Source organism: Paraburkholderia sp. BL18I3N2, assembly GCF_003001875.1.
Lineage (GTDB): Bacteria > Pseudomonadota > Gammaproteobacteria > Burkholderiales > Burkholderiaceae > Paraburkholderia > Paraburkholderia phytofirmans.
The window spans coordinates 187,592-203,524 of the sequence record NZ_PVNC01000007.1 but is presented as its reverse complement, the minus strand read 5'-3'; the positions used below and the strand labels follow the sequence as shown (position 1 = coordinate 203,524).

At 60.7% G+C, this 15,933-nt stretch carries 16 protein-coding genes and 2 tRNA genes; 17 read left to right on the top strand and 1 reads right to left on the bottom strand.

What is annotated here, in order from left to right; all coding sequences use genetic code 11:
- The first annotated feature begins 95 nt into the window (after positions 1 to 95).
- A complete protein-coding gene (locus B0G75_RS20725) occupies positions 96 to 527 on the top strand; it encodes a thioesterase family protein (protein WP_041758509.1) in 432 nt (143 codons plus the stop codon).
- A 143-nt stretch (positions 528 to 670) separates the two neighbouring features.
- On the opposite strand, the gene B0G75_RS20720 is transcribed toward B0G75_RS20725, so the two are convergent.
- Complete coding sequence (locus tag B0G75_RS20720; protein ID WP_106309572.1) at positions 671 to 1,216, bottom strand: LuxR C-terminal-related transcriptional regulator; 546 nt, start codon at positions 1,214 to 1,216, stop codon at positions 671 to 673.
- Positions 1,217 to 1,459: 243 nt separating this feature from the next.
- On the opposite strand from B0G75_RS20720, the gene B0G75_RS20715 reads away from it, so the two are divergent.
- From B0G75_RS20715 to B0G75_RS20635, 16 genes are all read left to right on the top strand, one after another.
- A complete protein-coding gene (locus B0G75_RS20715; RefSeq protein ID WP_106309570.1) occupies positions 1,460 to 2,164 on the top strand; it encodes a CoA transferase subunit A in 705 nt (234 codons plus the stop codon).
- A 2-nt stretch (positions 2,165 to 2,166) separates the two neighbouring features.
- Positions 2,167 to 2,808 (top strand): CoA transferase subunit B, encoded by a 642-nt coding sequence (locus B0G75_RS20710; protein ID WP_106309567.1) that lies wholly within the window; start codon positions 2,167 to 2,169, stop codon positions 2,806 to 2,808.
- Between the two features lie 288 nt (positions 2,809 to 3,096).
- A complete protein-coding gene (locus B0G75_RS20705) occupies positions 3,097 to 4,011 on the top strand; it encodes an alpha/beta fold hydrolase (RefSeq protein ID WP_106309564.1) in 915 nt (304 codons plus the stop codon).
- Positions 4,012 to 4,094: 83 nt separating this feature from the next.
- The gene (locus B0G75_RS20700) at positions 4,095 to 4,448 is read left to right on the top strand and encodes a RidA family protein (RefSeq protein ID WP_106279733.1); all 354 of its coding nucleotides are present in this window, start codon (positions 4,095 to 4,097) and stop codon (positions 4,446 to 4,448) included.
- Between the two features lie 58 nt (positions 4,449 to 4,506).
- Positions 4,507 to 6,750 carry a bifunctional (p)ppGpp synthetase/guanosine-3',5'-bis(diphosphate) 3'-pyrophosphohydrolase gene (locus B0G75_RS20695; RefSeq protein ID WP_106309561.1) on the top strand — a complete coding sequence of 748 codons (2,244 nt, stop codon included), beginning with the start codon at positions 4,507 to 4,509 and terminating at the stop codon, positions 6,748 to 6,750.
- Between the two features lie 131 nt (positions 6,751 to 6,881).
- A tRNA-Val gene (locus B0G75_RS20690) sits at positions 6,882 to 6,958 on the top strand.
- 252 nt (positions 6,959 to 7,210) lie between these two features.
- On the top strand, positions 7,211 to 9,118 hold the full coding sequence (gene thrS, locus B0G75_RS20680; protein WP_106309558.1) for a threonine--tRNA ligase: 1,908 nt from the start codon (positions 7,211 to 7,213) through the stop codon (positions 9,116 to 9,118).
- A 49-nt stretch (positions 9,119 to 9,167) separates the two neighbouring features.
- Positions 9,168 to 9,692, top strand: coding sequence for a translation initiation factor IF-3 (gene infC, locus B0G75_RS20675; RefSeq protein WP_074263967.1), 525 nt, complete (start codon positions 9,168 to 9,170; stop codon positions 9,690 to 9,692).
- Positions 9,693 to 9,938: 246 nt separating this feature from the next.
- Complete coding sequence (gene rpmI / locus B0G75_RS20670; RefSeq protein WP_012433738.1) at positions 9,939 to 10,136, top strand: 50S ribosomal protein L35; 198 nt, start codon at positions 9,939 to 9,941, stop codon at positions 10,134 to 10,136.
- Positions 10,137 to 10,165: 29 nt separating this feature from the next.
- Positions 10,166 to 10,525 (top strand): 50S ribosomal protein L20, encoded by a 360-nt coding sequence (gene rplT, locus B0G75_RS20665; protein ID WP_006052502.1) that lies wholly within the window; start codon positions 10,166 to 10,168, stop codon positions 10,523 to 10,525.
- A gap of 158 nt (positions 10,526 to 10,683) precedes the next feature.
- The gene (gene pheS, locus B0G75_RS20660; protein ID WP_181309313.1) at positions 10,684 to 11,697 is read left to right on the top strand and encodes a phenylalanine--tRNA ligase subunit alpha; all 1,014 of its coding nucleotides are present in this window, start codon (positions 10,684 to 10,686) and stop codon (positions 11,695 to 11,697) included.
- 162 nt (positions 11,698 to 11,859) lie between these two features.
- Positions 11,860 to 14,295 (top strand): phenylalanine--tRNA ligase subunit beta, encoded by a 2,436-nt coding sequence (gene pheT / locus B0G75_RS20655; protein ID WP_106309555.1) that lies wholly within the window; start codon positions 11,860 to 11,862, stop codon positions 14,293 to 14,295.
- 69 nt (positions 14,296 to 14,364) lie between these two features.
- Positions 14,365 to 14,775: an integration host factor subunit alpha gene (locus tag B0G75_RS20650; RefSeq protein ID WP_012433735.1), complete on the top strand. Its 411-nt coding sequence runs from the start codon at positions 14,365 to 14,367 to the stop codon at positions 14,773 to 14,775.
- Between the two features lie 46 nt (positions 14,776 to 14,821).
- Positions 14,822 to 15,235, top strand: coding sequence for a MerR family transcriptional regulator (locus B0G75_RS20645; protein ID WP_106309552.1), 414 nt, complete (start codon positions 14,822 to 14,824; stop codon positions 15,233 to 15,235).
- Positions 15,236 to 15,298: 63 nt separating this feature from the next.
- Positions 15,299 to 15,375 (top strand) — tRNA-Pro (locus tag B0G75_RS20640).
- A 315-nt stretch (positions 15,376 to 15,690) separates the two neighbouring features.
- Positions 15,691 to 15,858 (top strand): hypothetical protein, encoded by a 168-nt coding sequence (locus tag B0G75_RS20635; protein ID WP_258194596.1) that lies wholly within the window; start codon positions 15,691 to 15,693, stop codon positions 15,856 to 15,858.
- Positions 15,859 to 15,933: the final 75 nt, after the last annotated feature.

Genomic DNA, 15,933 nt, shown 5'->3' with positions numbered 1-15,933 from the left:
TGCGCCGCCTGAGGGCGCGCGTTATGTTGCTGTCTGTCTCTACGCCGGTCCACGCGCCGGCTTCAAACCTGATTTCAACCCGATAAAGAAGTACGATGAGCGATTTTCACGCAGTTTTCGAGATGTCGATGCCGATCCGCTGGGGCGACATGGACGCCTTCGGCCATGTGAACAACACGGTCTATTTCCGCTACATGGAGCAGGTGCGGATTTCCTGGTTCGAACAGCTGGGCCTGGCGGGTAATAACGCCGACGGCCAGGGACCGGTGATCGTCAATGCGTCGATGGAGTTTCTCAAGCAACTGCATTATCCCGGCGACGTGATTGGCCGGATGACGGTCGCTACGCCTGGCCGCAGCAGCTTCGACACGGGTTTCGAGCTGGTGCGCGCGGACGATCCGAATACCGTCTATGCACGCGGCGCCGCGCGCTGCGTCTGGATCGATTACGCGGCTGGCAAGTCGGTGCCGGTGCCGGACTTGCTGCGCGAAACCATCGAGCGGGCTGCGCTGGTCAAGGTGGCGTAATAGGCGACCTTCAGCCGACCCTCGTGGCGAACCGGCGGCGTTCGCTAACGTCGCTGCACATTGCCGACCGCCTCTGAGGCGGCTTGCCGAAGGCGCGACTCACCGTCGCGCGAACCAGCGGCCCGACACGCGCGCCCGCTGCTTCAATGCCCGAGCAGGCGCTGCAACAACTCCGTCGCGTTACCCGTATCGTATTTGCGCATCAGCCGCGCCCGGTAGACATCGACGGTGCGCGGGCTGATATCCAGCACCCGGCCGATCTGCTTGCTGGTTTTGCCCGTCACCAGTTGCGCGGCGATTTCGCGTTCGCGCGGCGTCAGTTCGACCGCCACGCGCCGCGTCGCGCTCAAGTCCTCGAAAGTCCAGACGCCCGCCGCATGCGGGTCGGCGCGTTCCTGCGCGCGGCCTGTCACGTGGCACCAGAATAATTCGCCGTTGGCCCGCTTCATGATGCGGTCGTCCGCGTAGCTGCCGTGTGCGGTCATGATCGGCGGAATCCGCGCGCCGATCCGCTCGAATTCGTCCGTCGACGGATACAGCACCTGGAACGACTGGCCGAGCAGCGACTCGCGCGTGCAGCCGAATATCGACGCGAGCTCGTCATTACAGTCTTCGATAGTCCGTTCGCGCGACAGCACGAGTCCGATCGGAGCGAGGTGAAACGCGGTTTGATAATCCAGTGCGGGCATGAATTGGCGGCGAGTACTTATGTATTTTTGCGTATTGTGCCGCATGGCGCGCCCAGCGTACTCTTTCGGGCACATGACAACGCGGCGAAGCCGTCCGCGGCGGGCTTTGTACGGCGCGCAGGGAAACCTGGGCGCAAAGCCCGCCGGGGATGACTAGAATGACGTGTCGGGCTCGGGCCCGCGCAACGTCATACCAGCCGCAACGATCCGAATTCGGGTTTCCATAAAGGAAGGGACATACTGATGAACAAGGTCTATCCAGGCGCCGCCGAGGCGCTGAAAGACATCGTCAAGGACGGGCAGACGTTCGCCGTCGGCGGCTTCGGGCTGTGCGGCATTCCGGAGGCGCTGATCGGCGCACTGCGCGATTCGAAGGTGCAGGGCATCACCTGCATCAGCAACAATGCGGGCGTCGACGGTTTCGGCCTCGGTCTGCTGCTCGAAACGCGTCAGGTCAAGAAGATGATCTCGTCGTATGTCGGCGAAAACAAGGAGTTCGAACGCCAGTATCTGGCCGGCGAACTCGAACTCGAATTCACGCCGCAAGGCACGCTCGCCGAGAAGCTGCGCGCGGGCGGTTCGGGCATTCCGGCGTTCTTCACCAATACCGGCTACGGCACGCTGATCGCCGAAGGCAAGGAAACCCGCCAGTTCGGCGAAAACCACTACGTGCTCGAACATTCGCTGACGGCCGACGTCGCTTTGGTGAAGGCGTGGAAGGCCGACAAATCGGGCAACCTGATCTACCGCCGCACCGCGCGCAACTTCAACCCGATGTGCGCGATGGCCGGCAAGATCACTGTCGCGGAAGTCGAAGAGATTGTCGAAACGGGCGAACTCGATCCGGACGCGATCCATACGCCTGGCATTTTCGTGCAGCGCATTGTGCTCAATGCGAATCCGGAAAAACGCATTGAACAACGCATTGTCCGCGCGAAAGGAGACTGATCATGGCATGGACTCGTGACGAAATGGCCGCACGCGCGGCGAAAGAATTGCAGGACGGTTTTTATGTGAACCTCGGCATCGGCCTGCCGACGCTGGTGGCCAATCACGTGCCGCCCGGGGTCGAAGTGTGGCTGCAGTCGGAAAACGGCCTGCTCGGCATCGGCCCGTCGCCGACCGAAGACGAAGTGGACGCCGATCTGATCAACGCCGGCAAGCAGACGGTGACCACGCTGCCGGGCTCATCGATTTTTTCGTCGGCGGATTCGTTCGCGATGATTCGCGGCGGCCACATCAATCTGGCGATTCTCGGCGCCATGCAGATCAGCAAGAAGGGCGATCTGGCCAACTGGATGATCCCGGGCAAGATGATCAAGGGCATGGGCGGCGCGATGGATCTGGTCGCGGGCGTCAAGCGCGTGGTCGTGCTGATGGAGCATGTCGCCAAGGGCGACCAGCACAAGATCCTCGAAGAATGCACGCTGCCGCTCACGGGCGTGGGCGTGGTCGACCAGATCATCACCGATCTCGGCGTGATCGAAGTCACGGACAACGGGCTAAAGGTGACCGAACTGGCGCCGGGCGTGAGCGTCGAGGAAATCAAGGCGAAGACGGGCGCGCCGCTCGATGTGAGCGCGGTTAGCTGAATGGCGTGCGGCGAGGCCATCTGAAGAGGTTCAAGGCTGTATGAGGCCGCCGCGCGGCCGGATGCGGCTGGTGTGAGCGGCAGGCGGCCGCGAGGCGGTTCCAAGGCGGGCGAGGCGTGAGTCTCGCCCGCTTTCTTTTCTGCAGAGGACGTTCGTTCGGAGCTGTCCTATGCCATCTGGCCGACTCTTGCCGCGCGGCAAAGCGGTTTACAATCGTTTGAAGATTGAACGCACGTCGATCCCTGCTGTGCCCACGCCGAACCCGCAGCGCTTTTGCAAGGAACCCAGATGACCGAAATCACGTCCGCTTCCACGGCAGGGCGGCTTGCGCCGCGTCAACGCTACGTGCAGTGCGCGAGCGCGGGAGGCTTGCATCGCATCGCTTACACCGAGTGGGGCGACCCGGCCAATCCGCGTGTGCTGCTGTGCGTGCACGGCTTGACCCGTTCAGGGCGCGATTTCGACCGACTCGCGGAGGAATTCGCCGGCACTTACCGCGTGGTGTGCCCGGATGTCGCGGGGCGGGGCTTGTCATCGTGGCTTGCCAACCCCAACTTCTATACGGTGCCGCAATACGTCGCCGACATGGTCACGCTGATCGCGCGCCTGAATGTCGAGACGGTCGACTGGTTCGGCACGTCGATGGGCGGCCTGATTGGGCTTGGACTTGCCGGCTTGCCCGAAACGCCGATCCGCAAGATGTTGCTGAACGATGTCGGTCCGCATCTGGAGCCGGCTGCGGTACAACGCATCGGCGATTATCTGGGCAAGCCCGTGCAGTTTGAAACGTTGCAGCAAGGTATCGATTACGCAGCCTTGCTCGCGCAGACTTTTGGTCCGCTTACGCCGGACGAGTGGCGCGAGATCAACACGCCGCTTCTGCACGAACAGGACGGCAAGTGGCTGTTCCGTTATGACCCGCGGATCGCGCAGCCCTTCACTGCGACCACCGAAGAAGCCGCCAAACTCGGCGAGGCCGCGCTGTGGCATTCGTTGGCCTCGTTCCAGGGGCCGGTGCTGGTGGTGCGCGGCGAGCTATCCGATTTGCTCTCGCGTGAAACCGTCGCGAAGATGGTGGAGACGGGGCGCGCGGTGTCGAGCGCGGAAATCGCCGGTGTCGGACACGCGCCGGCGTTTCTGTCGGCCGAGCAGATCGACATCGCGCGGCAGTTCTTTATCGGACCGGCCGCCGACGCGTCATAATATGCAGTTCCTCGCGGCGTTCTCAGTGGGGCGCGATGCGGAAGGCATCTTCGATCAATTTTCAAACCAACTCAGGATTCGTCATGGCAGTCATTCGTCACCACGTCGGCAAGCGCCTCTCGGAAATCGCCGTGCACAACGGCACCGTGTACCTCGCGGGCCAGATCGCTGAAGACGCGGATCAGGACATCACGGGTCAGACGCGCGAAGTGCTCGGCCACATCGACCGTCTGCTGGGCGAAGTGAACAGCGACAAGTCGCACTTGCTGTCGGTGCAGATCTACATCTCGGACATGGTGCATTTCGCCGGCATGAACGCGGTGTGGGACGAGTGGGTTGCACAAGGCGCCACGCCGCCGCGCGCTACGGTCGAAGCAAAGCTCGCCAATCCGAAGTGCCTGGTCGAAATCTGCGTGGTCGCCGCGCAGCGCGCTTAAGTCGGGCACGTGTAGTTGAATTTCCGTTGAATCGTCTGGCCCGGTGGGCCGTCGCACCATGAATACCGAAACTGTTACGAACGCGCCGAACCCCCTTCCTTCATTCGATGAAGCGATGGCGTTCGTGCGCGAACATGCGGGCGAGGTGCGGCTGTCGTCGGGAGAAATGCTGGCGGATCACGCGGCGGGTACGGCGTCGATCATGCGCAAGCTCAACGTCGATCCGCCGGCGGTGCTGGCGGCGGCGCTGTTTGCATTGACGCCGCATCTGCAGGACCCGGAGCGCGTGATCGCCGACAACTTCGGCGAAGAAGTCGCGCAACTGGTCGGCGACGTGCGCAAGTTGCTGCGTCTTGGCACCGTGAGCTTGCGTGCCGCACAGAATGCCATGCCCGAAGCCGGGCGCGATGCGCAGGCCGCACGCCGCGCGCAGGTCGAGGCGCTGCGCAAGATGCTGCTCGCCTTCGCGCAGGATATTCGGGTGGTGCTGATCCGGCTCGCGTCGCGATTGCAGTCGCTGCGTTACTACGCGGCGGCGAAAATCACACCTTCACCGGATGTGGCACGCGAGACGCTCGATATCTATGCGCCGCTCGCCAATCGCCTGGGCATCTGGCAATTGAAGTGGGAACTCGAGGATCTCGCGTTACGCTTCGAAGAGCCGGTCACGTATAAGCGCATCGCCAAGTTGCTCGACGAGAAACGCGTCGAACGCGAGAGCTATGTCGCGCAGGCTATCGAACGCCTGCAAAAGGAATTGGCCGCGGCGAATATTCGCGCGGAAGTGAGTGGTAGGCCGAAACACATCTACAGCATCTGGCGCAAGATGCGCGGCAAGGAGCTGGATTTCGCCGAGCTCTACGACGTGCGAGCGTTTCGCGTGATCGTGCCGGACATCAAGGATTGCTACACGGTGCTCGGCATCGTGCACAACCTGTGGCAACCGGTGCCGAAAGAGTTCGACGACTATATCTCGCGACCGAAGCCGAATGGCTACAAGTCGCTGCACACGGTGGTGATCGGTGACGACGGCCGCGCGTTCGAAGTGCAGATCCGTACGCAGGAAATGCATCAGTTCGCCGAATACGGCGTGGCCGCGCATTGGCGTTACAAGGAAGCCGGCACGCGAGGCTACGGCGGCCAGTTCGCCGCCAACGAGAAGTACGACGAGAAGATCGCGTGGCTGCGTCAATTGCTCGCGTGGAAAGACGAAGTCTCCGAGGGCGAGCACGGTGAGAAGCGCGCGTCGCAGCCGTGGGAACAACTGCGCCAGGCCACGCTCGACGACGATCACATCTATGTGCTGACGCCGCAGGCGCGGGTGATCCCGTTGCCGCACGGTGCCACGCCTGTCGATTTCGCGTACCACCTGCATAGCGAGTTGGGGCACCGTTGCCGCGGCGCGCGCGTCGACGGCGCGATGGTGCCGTTGAACACGCCTTTACAAAACGGTCAGACGGTGGAGATCGTCGCGGTGAAGGAGGGCGGTCCGTCGCGCGACTGGCTCAACCCGCAACTTGGCTATCTGCAAAGTCCGCGAGCGCGGCAGAAGGTGCGCGCGTGGTTCAATGCGGTCGAAGTGCAGGAACATATCGCGAGCGGCCGAGCGATGGTCGAAAAGACCTTGCAACGCGAGGGCAAGACCTCGGTCAATCTGGATCAGCTCGCGGCCAAGCTCGGCTTCAAGACCACCGACGATCTGTTCTCGGTGGTGGGCAAGGAAGAATTCAGTTTGCGGCTCGTCGAGCAGGCGCTGCATGATGCGCCGCCGCCGGAACCGGTGGTCGAAGCGCCGGAGCAGTTCGAGAAGCGCAGCAGCGGCGCGAGCGTGGCGCGTGGGGCGTCCACGGGCGTGCTGGTGGTCGGCGTGGATGCGTTGCTCACACAACTCGCGCGCTGCTGCCGGCCCGCGCCGCCCGACGATATCTGCGGCTTTGTTACGCGCGGCAAAGGCATGTCCATTCACCGTAGCGATTGCCCGACGTTTCTGCGCATGGCAGACCGGGCGCCCGAGCGCGTGTTGCAAACGGCGTGGTCGGCGGAGGTGCTGAGCGGCCGTGGCCAGTCGGTCTATCCGGTCGATCTCTCGATCGATGCAACGGATCGGCAGGGTCTGCTGCGCGATATTTCCGAAGTGTTCGCGCGCGAGAAGATGAACGTGATCGGCGTGAAAACGCAGACGCGACGTAACGCTGCGTTCATGCAATTTACCGTCGAGGTGTCGAGCGCGGCGCAGATTCAGCGCGCGTGTACGCTGCTCGGCGAAGTCACTGGCGTGGTGCGCGCTTCACGCAAGAGTTGATGAGTGTGCGGCGCACGCATGGCCAGTCGATGTATCTGCTGGGCATGCGTGAGCGCGTGAGTAGAAATTTAAAGTCGGTGCATAAAAGTACTTGCCAAGCAGTGTGGCGCTCCATATAATCTCGTTTCTTCAGGCTCGTAGCTCAGCTGGTTAGAGCACCACCTTGACATGGTGGGGGTCGTTGGTTCGAGTCCAATCGAGCCTACCAACGAAAGAGAAATTCCGGCTTTGCCGGGGTTTCGCAAGCTGCAGTCAGCGCCTTTGGCGCAAAAGGCGAATACGGTTATGACACCGCGAACGTTGACCGAAACTACTTCGGAGCGACGCTAGTCGAGGACCACTTTCGCCACTGTAGTTAGCAGGAAATGTGAATGCGGCCCCTCGAAAGCGGGGCCGCATTTTTTTTGTTTTTTTGACCTGGTTGTATGTGCCGCCGCCGGTCGGCACCACGGAGAACGCAATGGTTTCGATACGTCTGCCTGACGGTTCTGTTCGACAGTACGAGCATCCAGTGACCGTCGCCGAAGTGGCCGCCTCGATCGGCCCGGGCCTCGCGAAAGCCGCGCTCGGCGGCAAGATCGACGGTGAACTGGTCGATACGTCCGCACTGATCGATCACGACGTGGCGTTGGCCATCGTCACCGAGAAAGACGCAGACGGTCTCGATATCATCCGCCACTCCACGGCGCACTTGCTCGCGTACGCGGTGAAGGATTTGTATCCGGAAGCGCAGGTCACGATCGGCCCGGTCATCGACAACGGCTTCTACTACGACTTCGCGTACAGCCGCCCCTTCACGCCTGAAGATCTCGAGAAGATCGAAAAGCGCATGCAGGAACTCGCGAAGAAAGACGAGCCCGTTTCGCGCCGCGTGGTGTCGCGCGACGAAGCGGTGGACTATTTCAAGAGCATCGGCGAAAAGTACAAGGCCGAGATCATCGAATCGATTCCCGCTACCGACGACATCAAGCTGTACTCGCATGGCGGGTTCACCGATCTGTGCCGCGGTCCGCACGTGCCGTCCACCGGCAAGCTGAAAGTCTTCAAGCTGATGAAGGTCGCGGGTGCGTACTGGCGCGGCGATTCGAAGAACGAACAACTGCAGCGCATCTACGGTACGGCCTGGACGAAGAAGGAAGACCAGGAAGCGTATCTGCACATGCTCGAAGAGGCGGAGAAGCGCGATCACCGCAAACTCGGCAAGCAACTCGACCTGTTTCACATGCAGGACGAATCGCCGGGCATGGTGTTCTGGCATCCGCGCGGCTGGACGCTGTGGCAGCAGGTCGAGCAGTACATGCGCCGTCGCGTGAACGACGCGGGTTACCTCGAAATCAAGACGCCGATGATTATGGACCGCTCGCTCTGGGAAGCGTCGGGCCACTGGCAGAACTATCGTGAAAACATGTTCACGACGGAATCGGAAAAGCGCGACTATGCGATCAAGCCGATGAACTGCCCGGGTCACGTGCAGGTGTTCAACCACGGTCTGCGCTCGTATCGCGATCTGCCGCTGCGTTACGCGGAATTCGGCTCGTGCCACCGCAATGAATCGTCGGGAGCGTTGCACGGCCTGATGCGCGTGCGCGGTTTCGTGCAGGACGACGCGCACATTTTCTGTACCGAAGACCAGTTCATCAGCGAATCGATCGCGTTCAATACGCTGGCGATGAGCGTCTACAAGGATTTCGGCTTCGATAATGTCGAGATCAAGCTGTCGCTGCGCCCGGACGCGCGCGCCGGTACGGACGAAACGTGGGATCGCGCGGAGCAGGGCCTGCGCGAGGCGCTGACGGCCTGCGGCGTGACATGGGAAGAATTGCCGGGCGAGGGCGCGTTCTACGGCCCGAAGGTCGAGTACCACATCAAGGACGCGCTTGGCCGCTCATGGCAATGCGGCACGCTGCAGCTCGATATGGTGCTGCCGGAGCGTCTGGGCGCCGAGTACGTCGCCGAAGACAACAGCCGCCGCCGTCCGATCATGCTGCATCGGGCAATCGTCGGATCAATGGAGCGTTTCCTCGGCATTCTGATCGAGCACCATGCCGGTGCAATGCCCGCATGGCTCGCGCCGATGCAGGTCGTGGTGATGAATATCGCGGAAAGTCAGGCCGAATATGCACAATCTTTAGCCCAATCGTTGCAAAAACAAGGGGTTAGAGTGGAGGCCGATTTGCGCAACGAGAAGATTAGCTATAAAATACGCGAGCACACGCTGGAAAAGGTGCCGTACCTGCTTGTGGTCGGCGACAAAGAGCGTGAAGCCCAAACGGTAGCCGTGCGTGCCCGTGGTGGTGTCGATCTGGGCGTGATGCCTCCCGACACTTTCATTGAGCGTCTGCGCCAGGACGTGCAGTCGTTCAATTGAGCCACTTGGCAGCGCGGCTCGTTTTTTTAATTTTTAGAGGAAACGTAACATCGCTACTGATAAGTCTGCGCACCGCATCAACGGTGAAATTACGGCACCCGAGGTGCGTCTGGTCGGCGTCGAGAACGAACCGCTCGGCATCGTGAAACTCGCTGATGCGTTCCGCATGTCGGAACAGCAGGACGTGGATCTGGTCGAAATCGCTCCGCAAGCGGTTCCGCCGGTTTGCCGATTGATGGACTACGGCAAGTTCAAGTACTCGGAAGCGAAGAAGCAACACGAGGCCAAGCTGAAGCAGAAGATCGTCCAGGTCAAGGAAGTGAAATTCCGCCCGGGCACGGACGACGGCGACTACAACGTCAAGCTGCGCAACCTCATCCGCTTCCTCGACGACGGCGACAAGACGAAAATCACGTTGCGTTTCCGTGGCCGCGAAATGGCTCACCAGGAAATCGGTATGCGCATGCTCGAACGCCTGCGCACGGACCTCGACGAAGTCGGTCAGGTCGAGCAGATGCCGAAAATGGAAGGGCGCCAGATGATCATGGTGCTCGCTCCGAAGAAAAAGAAGTAAGCAAGCAGAGCAGCGGCGCGCCATGTGGCGTGCGTTCTGTTTGTGAAAAGATTGAACGACGCGGCGCTGGGTGTCCGGTGCTGTGTCAGCAGGTTTCGGAACGACGTGTGTACAATGCGCGTCGTTTCCCGAAAAGCGGCTGCCGGCAGTTCAGGCGGTCTGCATACCAAGTGGAGTGGGTTTCGAAGGGCGGGTAATGGCCAATGGCCGACCGCACACCCATATCCATCTAATAATGGAGTTGTCATGCCGAAGATGAAGACCAAGAAGAGTGCTGCAAAGCGCTTCGTGGTGCGTCCGGGCGGTACCGTCAAGCGCGGTCAAGCCTTCAAGCGCCACATTCTTACCAAGAAGACCACCAAGAACAAACGCCATTTGCGCGGTTCGACGGCAGTTCATGATGCAGATATGAACTCCGTGCGCGCAATGCTGCCGTTCGCTTAACCCTTAACCGACACTCATAGGAGCAAGACATGCCTCGAGTAAAACGTGGGGTTACCGCACGGGCCCGTCACAAGAAGATCATCAAGCTGGCCAAGGGTTACCGCGGCCGTCGCAATAACGTCTATCGCATCGCCAAGCAGGCGGTCATGCGTGCAGGCCAATACGCCTATCGCGATCGCCGCAACAAGAAGCGTGTGTTCCGTGCATTGTGGATCACGCGTATCAACGCGGCGGTGCGTCAGCACGACATGACGTACAGCGTGTTCATCAACGGCCTGAAGAAGGCTTCGATCGAACTCGACCGCAAGGTGCTGGCCGACATGGCTGTGTTCGACAAGGCTGCTTTTGCTGCGATCGTTCAGCAGGTGAAAGCCGCCGTTGCAGCCTGATTGCGCTTCTGGCAATTAATACTGCGTGGTTCGTTGCAGCGAAGATCCGGTAGTCTCGGTGACGCTGCAGCAAAAACGGGGCTCCTCACCGAGCCCCGTTTTTGTTGGTAGAACCAGTTTTGCTTCGATTGAACACTGACGTTGAAATGATGGGATCAATGGATCTGGACCAGATTGTCGCCGACGCGCAAAAAGCCTTCGCAGAAGCCTCCGACGTCACCACCCTCGAGAACGAGAAAGCACGCTTTCTCGGCAAATCGGGTGCGCTGACCGAACTATTGAAGGGCCTCGGCAAACTCGATCCCGAAACGCGCAAGTCCGAAGGCGCACGGATCAACCTCGTCAAGCAACAAGTGGAAGCCGCGCTGACGGCGCGCCGTCAGGCGCTGGCCGACGTGCTGCTGAATCAGCGCCTCGCCGCTGAAGCCATCGACGTGACGCTGCCGGGCCGCGGCACCGGCGCAGGCAGTCTGCACCCGGTAATGCGCACGTGGGAGCGCGTCGAACAGATTTTCCGTACGATCGGATTCGACGTGGCCGACGGCCCCGAAATCGAAACCGACTGGTACAACTTCACCTCGCTGAACAGCCCGGAAAATCATCCGGCCCGTTCAATGCAGGACACCTTCTACGTCGACGGCAAAGATGCCGACGGCCGCCAACTGTTGCTGCGTACGCACACCAGCCCGATGCAGGTTCGCTACGCGCGCACCAACTCGCCGCCTATCAAGGTGATCGTGCCGGGCCGCACCTACCGTGTGGACAGCGACGCGACGCATTCGCCGATGTTCAACCAGGTCGAAGGCCTGTGGATCGACGAGAACATCAGCTTCGCGGATCTGAAGGGCGTCTACACCGACTTCCTCAAGAAGTTCTTCGAGCGCGACGACATTCTCGTGCGCTTCCGTCCGTCGTATTTTCCGTTCACCGAACCGTCGGCCGAGATCGACATGTTGTTCGAAACGGGCAAGAACGCCGGCAAATGGCTCGAAATTTCGGGCTCGGGCCAGGTTCACCCCACGGTGATCCGCAACATGGGCCTCGACCCGGAGCGTTACATCGGCTTTGCTTTCGGCAGCGGCCTCGAGCGGCTCACCATGTTGCGTTATGGCGTGCAAGACCTGCGTCTGTTCTTTGAAAACGACCTGCGCTTCCTGCGTCAATTCGCCTGAACCGGCGCGTACGAACGCAACGAACATAGAGTGCGGCAAGGCATGCAGTACATGCCGCCACAGCGTCCCCGGCAGTCTCCGATGATTCGCTCGCATGAACATCGCGCCGAGTCAAAGCTTTGCCGGACGTGGACCTAACCTGATCAGAACGTACACAGAACCATGCAATTCCCGGAATCCTGGCTGAGAACCTTTGTCGACCCGCAACTGACGACCGACGAACTGTCGCACGCGTTGACGATGGCGGGTCTCGAAGTCGAAGACCTGCGGCCGGCCGCGCCGCCGACCTCGAAGATCGTTGTCGGCCAGGTGCTGGAAGTCGTCAAGCACCCGGACGCGGACAAGCTCAACGTCTGTCAGGTCGACGCCGGCACGGGCGCGACGCTGAACATCGTGTGCGGTGCGCCGAACGTAGCGCCGGGCATCAAGGTGCCGGTCGCGCTGGTCGGCGCGCAACTGCCGCCCGCCGAAGAAGGCGGCGCGCCTTTCGCGATCAAGCTCTCGAAGCTGCGCGGCGTGGAAAGCCAAGGCATGCTGTGCTCGGCACGCGAACTGAAGCTCTCCGAAGATCATAGCGGCCTGATGATCCTGCCGGAAGATACGCCAATCGGCCAGGACATCCGCGAAACGCTCAATCTCGACGACACGGTTTTCGAAATCAAGCTGACGCCGAACAAGGCAGACTGCCTGTCGGTGTTCGGCGTGGCGCGCGAGACCTCGGCAATTACCGGTGCGCCGCTGCATCCGTTGGAAATCAAACCGGTCGAAGTCAAACTCAACGAGACGTTGCCCGTCAAAATATCGGCTCCTGATCTGTGCGGCCGGTTCTCGGGCCGCGTGATCCGTGGCGTGAATGCACGCGCCAAATCACCGCATTGGATGGTCGAGCGACTGGAGCGTTCGGGACAGCGCAGCATCTCCGCGCTCGTCGATATCTCGAACTATGTGATGCTCGAGTTGGGCCGTCCGTCGCACGTGTTCGATCTGGACAAGATCCACGGCAGCATGGACGTGCGCTGGGGCCGCAAGGGCGAAACGCTCAAGCTGCTGAACGGCAATACCGTCGAGCTCGATGAAACCGTCGGCGTGATCGCCGATGAGCAGCACATCGAGAGTCTCGCGGGCATCATGGGCGGCGACAGCACGGCCGTCACGCTCGACACCACCAACATCTATCTCGAAGCCGCCTTCTGGTGGCCCGACAGCATCCGCGGCCGCTCGCGCAAATACAACTTCTCGACCGACGCTGGCCATCGCTTCGAGCGCGGCGTCGACTACGCGACCACCGTCGAACATATCGAACGCATCACGCAACTGATCCTTGACATCTGCGGCGGCGAAGCCGGTCCGGTCGACGATCAGATCGTCAACGTGCCGAAGCGCGAGCCCGTGAAGATGCGTGTGTCGCGTGCGAATCGCATCATCGGCATCAAGATCGACGCCGATGAGATCGCGCAAATTTTCACGCGCCTCGGCCTGTCGTTCGAGCGCAGCGAAGACACGTTCTCGGTGATGCCGCCGTCGTATCGCTTCGATATCGAAATCGAAGAAGACCTGATCGAAGAAGTGGCGCGCATCTATGGCTTCGAGAAAATTCCGGCGCGTCCGCCGGTCGCGACCAGCGAAATGCGCGCGACCAACGAAACGCAGCGCTCGATCCACGTGATCCGTCACGCGCTCGCCGCGCGCGACTACGCGGAAACGGTCAACTTCAGTTTCGTCGATGCGGAGTGGGAGCAGGACTTCGCCGGCAACGACAAGCCGGTACGTCTGCTGAATCCGATTGCAAGCCACTTGTCGGTGATGCGCACCACGCTGTTCGGCAGCCTGATTCACGTGCTGCGTACGAACCTGAACCGCCGCGCGGCGGATCGCGTGCGCGTGTTCGAAGCCGGCCGCGTGTTCCTGCACGATCCGTCGATCAAGGCCGGCGAGCTGACGGTCGAAGGTTTCGCGCAGCCGAAGATGATCGGCGCCCTCGCGTACGGTCCCGCGCTCGAAGAGCAATGGGGCGCGCCGACGCGCACGGTCGACTACTTCGACGTGAAGGGCGATCTGGAAGCCGTGCTGGCACCGGCGGTCGCGCGCTTCGTGAAAGCGGAACATCCGGCGTTGCATCCGGGACGCAGCGCGCGTATCGAACTGAATGGCCGCGCAGTCGGCTGGATTGGCGAATTGCATCCGCGCTGGATGCAAAAATATGATTTACCGCATGCGCCGATTCTGTTTGAAATCGAAGCGGAAGCATTAATGCAGCGCGTATTGCCCATTCCGTCTGAGGTGTCTAAATTTCAGCCGGTGCGTCGTGATATTGCGGTGGTCGTCGATCAGAAAATCGAGGCCCAGGCACTGCTGGATGAGCTTCAGAAGGCCCAGTCCGAACCCGCCTGCAAGACTGTTCAAAAGGTTGTGCTTTTCGACGAATTCCGTCCAAAATCAAACACTTCCGGTGGTCTGGGCGCTCACGAGAAAAGCCTTGCGTTCCGTGTGACCTTGCAAGATACTGGCGGAACCCTTCAGGATGAAACGGTCGATCTGGCTATTCAAACTCTGGTGGAACGTCTGGCTCGAGTATATGGCGCACGGTTGCGCGGATAACCCGCATTTAACAATTGCACGGCTGTTTCCGCATCCATTGTTTTCTGCTTGGCGCGCCATTTGATAGATATGAATGAAATGAACTCGAGTGATTTCGAAGCCCTTCTTACGGCGCAACGCAGCGCCATGATTCGCGAAATTCCGACATCACCCGCCGTCGTTTCTACTGAAACGCCGACGCTTACCAAGGCGGAACTTGCTGAGTTGCTGTTCGACAATGTCGGACTCAACAAGCGGGAAGCGAAAGACATGGTCGAAGCGTTTTTCGAGGTGATCCGCGACGCGCTGGAGAGTGGCGACAGCGTGAAGCTGTCGGGGTTCGGCAACTTCCAGTTGCGCGACAAACCCCAGCGTCCCGGCAGAAACCCGAAGACTGGCGAGGCGATTCCGATTGCCGCGCGCCGCGTTGTGACGTTCCATGCAAGTCAAAAGCTGAAAGCACTGGTCGAGAACGGCGCTGAAGCGAGCTTCACGCGCTAACCGACTGGCGCGTTCCTGCGCAACCCACCACGACGGCTAACTGACGATGACAGCGACGATCGAAAAAGTCGTCTTGCCTCCGATTCCGGCGAAGCGCTACTTCACGATTGGTGAGGTCAGCGAACTATGCGGCGTGAAGCCGCATGTCTTGCGCTACTGGGAACAGGAATTCACGCAGTTGAGGCCGGTCAAGCGGCGCGGCAATCGTCGCTACTACCAGCATCACGAGGTGCTGTTGATCCGGCGGATTCGTGAGTTGTTGTATGAGCAGGGTTTCACGATCAACGGCGCGCGCAACCGCCTCGATTCACACGGCGGCGGGGCGCACGGTGCGCCGGGCAATGTGATCGACGAAGGCGAGGGCGCAGTGTTGCCGGCGGCAACCACAGCAGCCGCGTCGGTGGACGTCGAGCAGTTGCGTAAAGAATTGCTGCACGTAATCGATTTGTTGGGGCACTAGTCGCCTTTGTTGGCAGATGGCGGTTCTAATCGAATAAAGTGTCTGTTATAATTTTGTGCTGTTCGGGGCGTAGCGCAGCCTGGTAGCGTACCTGCATGGGGTGCAGGTGGTCGGAGGTTCAAATCCTCTCGCCCCGACCAAAGAAATCAAGGCCTCACAAGCACTGCTTGTGAGGCTTTTTTTTGCCGGGATTTTACCCCTCTTTTTACCCCACCCAGTTCTAGCGAAGACAGGGCCACGGTTTCAGCTAATGCTGACCTGAGAGATCGACATGGTTGGCGCATCGCCATCGGGCGTCGTGGTCAGTGACGCGGGGGACGCTTTACCGTACATGTAGTAGCGCTGCGAAGCGCTAACTCACACGGGGTATATGCTGCTGTGACGCGTGATGTACGATTGTTGATAGATCGGCAAAGAAGTGTCACCTGCGTCACCCGCACCGTATTCATCGAGACGTGACTCTTCAGATCGGCGGCACGGCGCCGCTCGTCGCCACGCCGTTGATCGGCGCAAGGGGCAGCAAGCTCGCGCCAGCATGGTATCTGGTGGGCGCGGCGGGTGTCGTGCTCGTGGCGATGCTGGCGAGCAAGGAGACGTCGCGTAGTCCGTTGGCGGATTATTGAGGGGGAGAGGCTTGGCCCCGGCTCGCTCGATCCGGAGCAAGCCAGTGCGCGGAGTTGCGACGAGCGGCTCAACCG